Genomic DNA, 7,729 nt, shown 5'->3' with positions numbered 1-7,729 from the left:
GTCATGCGCTCAATATCACCTTGTTGTCGCGTCAATGCGGTATTGAGCTGGTCGATCGTGTCTTCTTGAAACGCCACTTTGTACTCAAGATCATCAATTTGCTGTTGTAACTTATCTATCTCGCTCATATTGCTCTCTCGTTATTGCGCGTCGGTTAACCAAGCTTGGGCAATCCCGGCCGAGGTACCTGAAATAACACGTCCAGTTGGATCAATCGCTACATCATACACCACTGCGCTGGGTGGGCGAGTATCTGGCTGGGCCAATGCTTGCCAACGACCTATATTTTTACCCGTTTTCACATCCCACAATTCGACCCGTTGTGACGGTGAGCCGGTGGCTAGCAAGGTACCATCATCGGAAAACCGGGCACTGACATAAATAGCTTGGCGAGCAAAGATATCCAACTCACTGACTTTCTCGCCACTGGGTAGGGCCCAAATCACAGCGCGGTTGCCACCGTCAGAGACAAATGCGTACTTCCCCTCACGGTGCAAGGCGACTTGTTTCACTCGCCGGTCATAAGCAAAGTCATTGATGATCTGGCCAGACTGGGTATCCCAGAAGTAGGCATGATGGTCATTGCCACCTGAGAGCACATAGGCGCCGTTGGGAGAAATCGAGACTGCATTGATTTTATCGCGGTGGGCGAGGAACTCTAAGCGCCTTCCCGTGCCTAAGTCGATAAATAGTGCTTTTCCATTCGACAACGCTAGCACCAATTTTTCACCGTTATTACTGATCGCGGCATCGCGTATGATGCCTTCAGAAATGGACCATAACCCTTGAGCTTGGCTCCAGGCGAGGTCCCAGACGGCAAAGTTTTGTGCTGTTGTGGTAATGGCATAGCGCTTATTATCGGAAATATGACTAACAACGACCGGATTGGCGTCCGGATCTTGCGCACCGAGTTCGGCCAGCTGCTGATTAGTGACCAGATCCCACAGGACAATATCCGTTTCTTCAGACGCGATCAGGGCAAAACGGCCGTCACGACTGAGGCTAAAACTGGTCGCCCCTTCCGGATGGATTGACCAGCGCTGGGCTTCTTTGCCAGACTGCCAACAACCGGTTAAGCTGTTAATAACTATAAAAATGCAAATAATGTGGCGGATTTTGGGCATCATGCTTGAGTTCCAGTGTTTGCAGCCATATAACCACGAGTATATTGATAGAATCAGGCTTTCGCATTGTTGATGCGTCAGTAACAACCATACGAGGATTTATCCTTGTCATCAACGGAGTACCCAATGAAATCAGTAATGAAGATGTCGCTACTCGCGGCAACCGTTGCCTTTGCCGTCGGCTGTCAGCAAGACGACGCTAAAGTAGAGCAAACCAATCAAGCTGCCGAACAAGCGGAAGCAGCGTTTGCCAACGATGACGACAAAGCAGCCTACGCGATCGGTGCGTCTTTAGCCCAATACCTCAACGCTAACTTAGAGCAACAAGCAGACATCGGCTTAGAGCTTGATAAAGAGGTGGTACTTCAAGGGGTGCAAGATGTCTTTCAAGGGGAATCAAAACTGACCGATGAGCAAGCGCAAGCGGCATTGCAATCGCTTGATCAGCGCGTGACTGAACTGGCGCAACAGCAAGCCAAAGAGAAAGCAGAAGCCGCGATTTCGGAAGGTGAAAAATACCGTGCTGACTTTGCCCAGCAAGACGGCGTTAAAGAAACGGACTCTGGCTTACTTTACAAAGTGGATAGCATGGGTGAGGGCGATAAGCCAGCCGCAGAAGATACCGTGGTTGTTCACTACAAAGGCACCTTGACTGACGGTACCCAGTTCGATAGCTCCTACGATCGTGGTGAGCCAGCTACCTTCCCGCTTAACCGCGTGATTCCAGGCTGGACTGAAGGTGTGCAGCTAATGCCTGTTGGCTCTAAATTTACTTTTGTTGTGCCACCTGAGTTGGCTTACGGTGATCAAGATACCGCATCAATTCCTGCCAACTCAACCCTGGTGTTTGATGTTGAACTGCTTGAAATAAAAGACGATACCAAAAAAGACGCGGCGAGCGAAGGCTAAACGACAGCCTCGTCTGACTGTGTAATATCCGCCCCGGCATCGCCGGGGCTTTTTGCATTTTTAGGCTTAAATTCTGTTAAACTGTGCGCAGAGACATTTACATTGACGGTCGAATAAGGATAGGCGTACGTGGTACCGACAGAAGGCTTTGGCGCGAACGTGATGACGGAAAATGAGCTCATTGAGTCTAATCCATTGAATCAACAAGACAGTGTTATTCTGCGGTCTTATGCGGCGGTAGTGGATGGGCTTGCGGCGCTGATCGGTGAACATTGTGAAATCGTGCTGCACGCATTAGACGATTTAAATAAATCAGCGATCAAGATCGCGAATGGTGAAAACACGGGTAGAAAAGTGGGATCGCCAATCACCGATCTTGCGCTGCGGATGTTGCGCGATATTGAAGGCTCAGAGCGTAATTTTTCACGGGCTTATTTTACCCGAGCGAAAAGTGGCACCTTGATGAAGTCGATCACGGTAGCGATTCGCAATGGCGATAATCGTATCATCGGGCTATTGTGTATCAACATCAATTTAGATGCGCCTTTTTCACAGGTACTACAAGCCTTCATTCCGGATGATCTCGCCAAACAAGCGGCCTCGTCGGTAAACTTTGCCAGTGACGTGGAAGAGCTGGTGGATCAAACCGTTGAACGGACAGTTGAAGAAGTCAATGCCGACAAAACGGTGTCTAATAACACTAAAAACCGTCAGATAGTCATGGCGCTCTATGACAAAGGGATTTTTGATATTAAAGATGCCATTCATCGTGTGGCATCTCGTCTCAATATCTCGAAACATACGGTCTATCTTTACGTTAGACAGCGCAAAACAGAAGAGATCGAATCATGAGTCTGCGTTATGTGTTAGTCGTGACTGAGCCAGCGTATGGATCACAGTTGGCACGTACCGCCTATCAGTTTGCCTGTGCAGCAATAAAGGCGGGGCACCAGGTGAGTAAAGTCTTCTTCTATCAAGAAGGTGTACTGAATGGCGTCGCAACCACAGTGCCTGCAAATGATGAATTTGATTTGGTGGAAGCGTGGCAGCGGTTGGCGCATGATCACGGTGTTGCGCTGGAAACTTGTGTTGCCGCGGCATTACGACGCGGGATTATCAGTGAGCAAGAAGCGACGCAGCATCAATTATCGACGGCGACCTTGGCAGAAGGATTCTCTCAGGCAGGCTTAGGCGCATTGGCTGACGCTTTGTTAACCGCTGACCGAGTGATGCAATTTTAAGAGGGCTTCATGCAAATAGGGTTTGTATTTTCTACATCGCCCCACGGGTCGGCGAGCGGTCGAGAAGGGCTAGATGCGTTACTCGCTACCTCGGCGTTTTGCGATACCTTATCGGTTTTTTTTATTGGTGATGGGGTTCTACAACTTATAGCGGGTCAGCAACCGCAACAGATCCTGAGCCGCGATTACATTGCCAGCTTTAAAATGCTACCGCTGTGTGACGTTGAGAACATCTATGTGTGCCGCACTTCATTGGCATCTCGTGGGCTGGAGCACGCCGAGACCGTCTTACCCACTCAAGTTCTGGCACTTGAACAAGTCAAAAAGCGGTTGTCAGAGTGCGACCGTATACTACATTTTTAAGGAGTCGACGTGCTTCATATCGTGAAATCGTCTCCCTATCGTGACCAAGCGCTAACGTTGTGCTTAAACTACATCGATCAGGACAGTGTGATTGTACTAATCAGTGATGCGGTACTGGCGGGAGTAGATAACAGCGAGTGGGCGACGCGCTTATTTACCGGGAATCATGTTGTTTATTTGCTCAGTGATGAYGTTCACGCTCGAGGACTCGGCGATAAGCTTCATCCCAGCGCGGTGATGATTGAGATGAACAAATTAGTGAGCTTGAGCGTCGAGCATGTCACGCAAATGACATGGTAATACCCTAGCCTGTATAGCGTGAAAACGCCCCCTGCGCGCTGCTTGAAAAACAAACAATGCAAAGATCTCTGTATAAATCTTGACACCCTATACCCCGACGCCTAAAATTTCGCGTCCCTGTTGTATTGGGGCTAGATTTTTCACACTTATACGTTAAGTAATATCAGGAGCTATTTAATGGCAACTATTAACCAGCTGGTCCGCAAACCACGCTTGAAGCAAGTTGCGAAAAGCAACGTGCCTGCGCTGGAAGCGTGTCCACAAAAACGTGGTGTATGTACTCGTGTTTACACTACTACTCCAAAGAAACCAAACTCTGCACTGCGTAAAGTATGCCGTGTACGTTTGACTAATGGCTTTGAAGTCACCTCATACATTGGTGGTGAAGGCCACAACCTGCAAGAGCACAGTGTTGTTCTGATCCGCGGCGGTCGTGTTAAAGACTTGCCGGGTGTGCGTTACCACACTGTTCGTGGCGCACTTGACTGTGCAGGCGTTAACGGCCGTAAACAAGGTCGTTCTAAGTACGGTGTGAAGCGTCCTAAGTCTTAATGGATTCCGTTAAGTAAGGCCAAACACTCAAACAATTGAATTTTGAAAAAACTGAAAAGTTTTGGATAAAACCTGAAGAAGACAACGGAGATAATCCATGCCACGTCGTCGCGTAATTGGTCAGCGTAAAATTCTTCCAGATCCTAAGTTCGGATCCGAATTGCTGGCAAAATTTGTAAACATCCTGATGGTTGACGGTAAGAAGTCAACTGCTGAAAAAATCGTTTATGGTGCTCTAGACATCATGGCTGAGCGTTCTGGTAAAGAGCACTTGGCTGTATTTGAACAAGCTCTTGAAAACGTACGCCCAGCGGTCGAGGTGAAATCTCGCCGTGTAGGTGGTTCAACTTACCAAGTGCCAGTAGAAGTACGTCCAGTGCGTCGTAATGCCCTGGCTATGCGTTGGTTGGTTGAAGCCGCTCGTAAGCGTGGTGAAAAATCTATGGCTCAGCGCCTAGCAAGCGAGATGCTAGACGCATCAGAAAACAAAGGTACTGCTGTTAAGAAACGTGAAGACGTTCACCGTATGGCAGACGCGAACAAAGCGTTCGCACATTACCGCTGGTAATGCCTTCATGGCGTGTTCCGCTCGGAGCACGCCAAACCCATTTTCTAAGGTTAACCTTAGCAAGAGGATACTATTGTGGCTCGTAAAACCCCTATCGAGCACTACCGTAACATCGGTATTTGTGCTCACGTAGACGCCGGTAAAACCACGACTACCGAGCGGATCCTGTTTTACACAGGTCTGTCACACAAAATCGGTGAAGTACACGACGGTGCCGCGACCATGGACTGGATGTCGCAAGAACAAGAGCGTGGTATCACTATTACCTCTGCGGCGACCACCACTTTCTGGGCCGGTTCTGATCAGCAGTTTAAACAGCACCGTGTAAACATCATCGACACCCCTGGACACGTTGACTTCACCATCGAAGTTGAGCGTTCTTTGCGTGTGCTTGATGGTGCTGTGGTTGTATTCTGTGGTTCATCAGGTGTTGAGCCTCAGTCTGAGACCGTATGGCGTCAGGCTGACAAGTACGAAGTACCGCGTATGGTATTCGTCAACAAGATGGACCGTGCGGGCGCTGACTTCCTGCGCGTTGTTGATCAAATCAAAAATCGCCTTGGTGCACACCCTGTGCCAATTCACTTGAACATTGGTGCAGAAGACCAGTTCAAGGGCGTTATCGACCTGATCAAAATGAAAGCGATCAACTGGAATGAAGAAGACATGGGTATGACGTATACCTATGAAGAAATTCCAGACGATCTGAAAGAGCAAGCAGAAGAGTGGCACAACTTCCTGGTTGAGTCTGCTGCTGAAGCGTCTGAAGAACTGATGGACAAATACCTTGAAGAAGGCGAATTGTCCGAAGAAGAAATCAAGAAAGCGCTACGTCAGCGCACCCTTGATAACGAGATTGTTCTAGCTACCTGTGGTTCGGCGTTTAAAAACAAAGGCGTTCAGGCGGTACTGGATGCGGTTATCGAATACTTGCCTTCACCGATCGACGTTAAAGCGATCAAAGGTGAAGACGAAGACGGTAACCCAATTGAGCGTCATGCAGACGACAAAGAACCGTTCTCTGCGTTGGCATTCAAAATTGCAACTGACCCATTCGTAGGTACGCTGACCTTTATGCGTGTTTACTCTGGTGTAGTGAACTCTGGTGACAGTGTATACAACTCAGTGAAGCAAAAGCGTGAGCGCTTGGGCCGTATCGTACAGATGCACTCTAACAAGCGTGAAGAGATCAAAGAAATCCGCGCCGGTGATATCGCTGCAGGTGTTGGTCTCAAAGACGTGACTACGGGTGATACGCTGTGTGCGATGGATTCAAAAGTTATCCTTGAGCGCATGGAGTTCCCAGATCCTGTTATCCAGATCGCGGTTGAGCCTAAGTCTAAAGCAGACCAAGAGAAAATGGGTATCGCGCTGGGTAAACTAGCGGCAGAAGATCCGTCTTTCCGCGTTGAGTCTGACGAAGAGTCTGGCCAGACCCTGATCTCGGGTATGGGTGAGCTTCACCTAGACATCATCGTTGACCGTATGCGTCGCGAATTTAACGTTGAGTGTAACGTTGGTAAGCCTCAGGTTGCTTATCGCGAAACCATCCGTGGTAGCACCAAAGTTGAAGGTAAATTCGTGAAGCAGTCTGGTGGTCGTGGTCAATTCGGTCACGTATGGCTGAAAATCGAACCTTCAGAGCCAAACGAAGGCTTCGTCTTTGTTGACGAAATCGTCGGTGGTGTGGTTCCACGCGAATACATCGGTGCGGTATCAAAAGGTATCGAAGAGCAAATGAAAAACGGTGTACTCGCCGGTTATCCAGTGCTCGACGTTAAAGCGACCTTGTTCGATGGTTCTTACCACGATGTTGACTCCAACGAAATGGCGTTTAAGATCGCTGCATCAATGGCATTCAAGAAAGGTGCACACGACGCGCAACCTGTTATGCTTGAACCAATGATGAAGGTTGAAGTAACCACGCCAGAAGAGTGGATGGGTGACATTGTCGGTGACTTGAACCGTCGTCGTGGCCTGATTGGCGGTATGGACGAAGGCCCAGCGGGTCTGAAGATCGTACGTGCCCAAGTGCCACTGTCTGAAATGTTCGGTTACGCTACAGACNGTGCACACGACGCGCAACCTGTTATGCTTGAACCAATGATGAAGGTTGAAGTAACCACGCCAGAAGAGTGGATGGGTGACGTTGTCGGTGACTTGAACCGTCGTCGTGGCCTGATTGGCGGTATGGACGAAGGCCCAGCGGGTCTGAAGATCGTACGTGCCCAAGTGCCACTGTCTGAAATGTTCGGTTACGCTACAGACCTACGTAGTGCAACACAAGGCCGTGCGTCATACTCGATGGAATTCAGCGAGTATGGTGAAGTGCCGAAGAACATTGCTGATGCTCTAATTGCTGAGCGTAGCTAATTATTTTGGTCCTGATGCCGGTGCGATCACCGGCATCAAACACTGACTTCTGAGTTATTAGGCAAAGCCCCTTAACTCACAACTAGGAAGGAAGACGATCGTGTCTAAAGAAAAATTTGAACGTACGAAAACGCACGTTAACGTTGGTACTATTGGCCACGTTGACCATGGTAAAACTACGCTGACTGCAGCTATCTGTACTGTACTTGCAAAAGTATACGGCGGTGCTGCGCGTGATTTCGCGTCAATCGATAACGCACCAGAAGAGCGTGATCGTGGTATCACCATCGCAACGTCTC

At 49.0% G+C, this 7,729-nt stretch carries 11 protein-coding genes; 9 read left to right on the top strand and 2 right to left on the bottom strand.

The window, feature by feature from the left end; all coding sequences use genetic code 11:
• Window positions 1-128 (bottom strand): SlyX family protein (locus tag BZG79_RS09400; RefSeq protein WP_199877687.1); only part of this gene is annotated, 128 nt, incomplete at its 3' end.
• Between the two features lie 12 nt (window positions 129-140).
• Complete coding sequence (locus BZG79_RS09395) at window positions 141-1,124, bottom strand: hypothetical protein (protein ID WP_077676578.1); 984 nt, start codon at window positions 1,122-1,124, stop codon at window positions 141-143.
• A 126-nt stretch (window positions 1,125-1,250) separates the two neighbouring features.
• Here BZG79_RS09395 and fkpA point away from each other — a divergent pair, with 126 nt between their 5' ends.
• From fkpA to BZG79_RS09350, 9 genes are all read left to right on the top strand, one after another.
• Complete coding sequence (fkpA, locus tag BZG79_RS09390) at window positions 1,251-2,033, top strand: FKBP-type peptidyl-prolyl cis-trans isomerase (RefSeq protein ID WP_077774253.1); 783 nt, start codon at window positions 1,251-1,253, stop codon at window positions 2,031-2,033.
• A gap of 129 nt (window positions 2,034-2,162) precedes the next feature.
• Window positions 2,163-2,885 carry a transcriptional regulator gene (locus tag BZG79_RS09385; protein ID WP_025744272.1) on the top strand — a complete coding sequence of 241 codons (723 nt, stop codon included), beginning with the start codon at window positions 2,163-2,165 and terminating at the stop codon, window positions 2,883-2,885.
• Window positions 2,882-3,274 (top strand): sulfurtransferase complex subunit TusD, encoded by a 393-nt coding sequence (gene tusD / locus BZG79_RS09380; protein ID WP_077660303.1) that lies wholly within the window; start codon window positions 2,882-2,884, stop codon window positions 3,272-3,274. The genes BZG79_RS09385 and tusD overlap by 4 nt, the downstream gene beginning before the upstream one ends.
• Window positions 3,275-3,283: 9 nt before the next feature.
• Window positions 3,284-3,637: a sulfurtransferase complex subunit TusC gene (gene tusC, locus BZG79_RS09375; RefSeq protein WP_077774252.1), complete on the top strand. Its 354-nt coding sequence runs from the start codon at window positions 3,284-3,286 to the stop codon at window positions 3,635-3,637.
• Between the two features lie 9 nt (window positions 3,638-3,646).
• The gene (gene tusB, locus BZG79_RS09370; RefSeq protein WP_025744275.1) at window positions 3,647-3,937 is read left to right on the top strand and encodes a sulfurtransferase complex subunit TusB; all 291 of its coding nucleotides are present in this window, start codon (window positions 3,647-3,649) and stop codon (window positions 3,935-3,937) included.
• A gap of 177 nt (window positions 3,938-4,114) precedes the next feature.
• Window positions 4,115-4,489: a 30S ribosomal protein S12 gene (rpsL, locus tag BZG79_RS09365; RefSeq protein WP_025673238.1), complete on the top strand. Its 375-nt coding sequence runs from the start codon at window positions 4,115-4,117 to the stop codon at window positions 4,487-4,489.
• A 97-nt stretch (window positions 4,490-4,586) separates the two neighbouring features.
• Window positions 4,587-5,057 carry a 30S ribosomal protein S7 gene (gene rpsG / locus BZG79_RS09360; RefSeq protein WP_025673237.1) on the top strand — a complete coding sequence of 157 codons (471 nt, stop codon included), beginning with the start codon at window positions 4,587-4,589 and terminating at the stop codon, window positions 5,055-5,057.
• A gap of 75 nt (window positions 5,058-5,132) precedes the next feature.
• Window positions 5,133-7,430: an elongation factor G gene (gene fusA / locus BZG79_RS09355; RefSeq protein WP_077774251.1), complete on the top strand. Its 2,298-nt coding sequence runs from the start codon at window positions 5,133-5,135 to the stop codon at window positions 7,428-7,430.
• 100 nt (window positions 7,431-7,530) lie between these two features.
• Window positions 7,531-7,729, top strand: a 199-nt coding sequence (locus BZG79_RS09350; protein WP_241833891.1) for a GTP-binding protein, incomplete at its 3' end; no start/stop codon positions are given.

The organism is Salinivibrio sp. MA427, from assembly GCF_001996115.1.
Taxonomy (GTDB): Bacteria; Pseudomonadota; Gammaproteobacteria; order Enterobacterales; family Vibrionaceae; genus Salinivibrio; species Salinivibrio costicola.
Note: the sequence above shows the minus strand (reverse complement) of the source record. Positions and strands in the feature narration are given on the sequence as shown.

Coding starts and splice junctions, on each gene's coding strand:
- BZG79_RS09395 (WP_077676578.1), bottom strand. CDS start 1,124: ATGCCCAAAATCCGCCACATTATTTGCATTTTTATAGTTATTAACAGC.
- fkpA (WP_077774253.1), top strand. CDS start 1,251: ATGAAATCAGTAATGAAGATGTCGCTACTCGCGGCAACCGTTGCCTTT.
- tusD (WP_077660303.1), top strand. CDS start 2,882: ATGAGTCTGCGTTATGTGTTAGTCGTGACTGAGCCAGCGTATGGATCA.
- tusC (WP_077774252.1), top strand. CDS start 3,284: ATGCAAATAGGGTTTGTATTTTCTACATCGCCCCACGGGTCGGCGAGC.
- rpsL (WP_025673238.1), top strand. CDS start 4,115: ATGGCAACTATTAACCAGCTGGTCCGCAAACCACGCTTGAAGCAAGTT.
- rpsG (WP_025673237.1), top strand. CDS start 4,587: ATGCCACGTCGTCGCGTAATTGGTCAGCGTAAAATTCTTCCAGATCCT.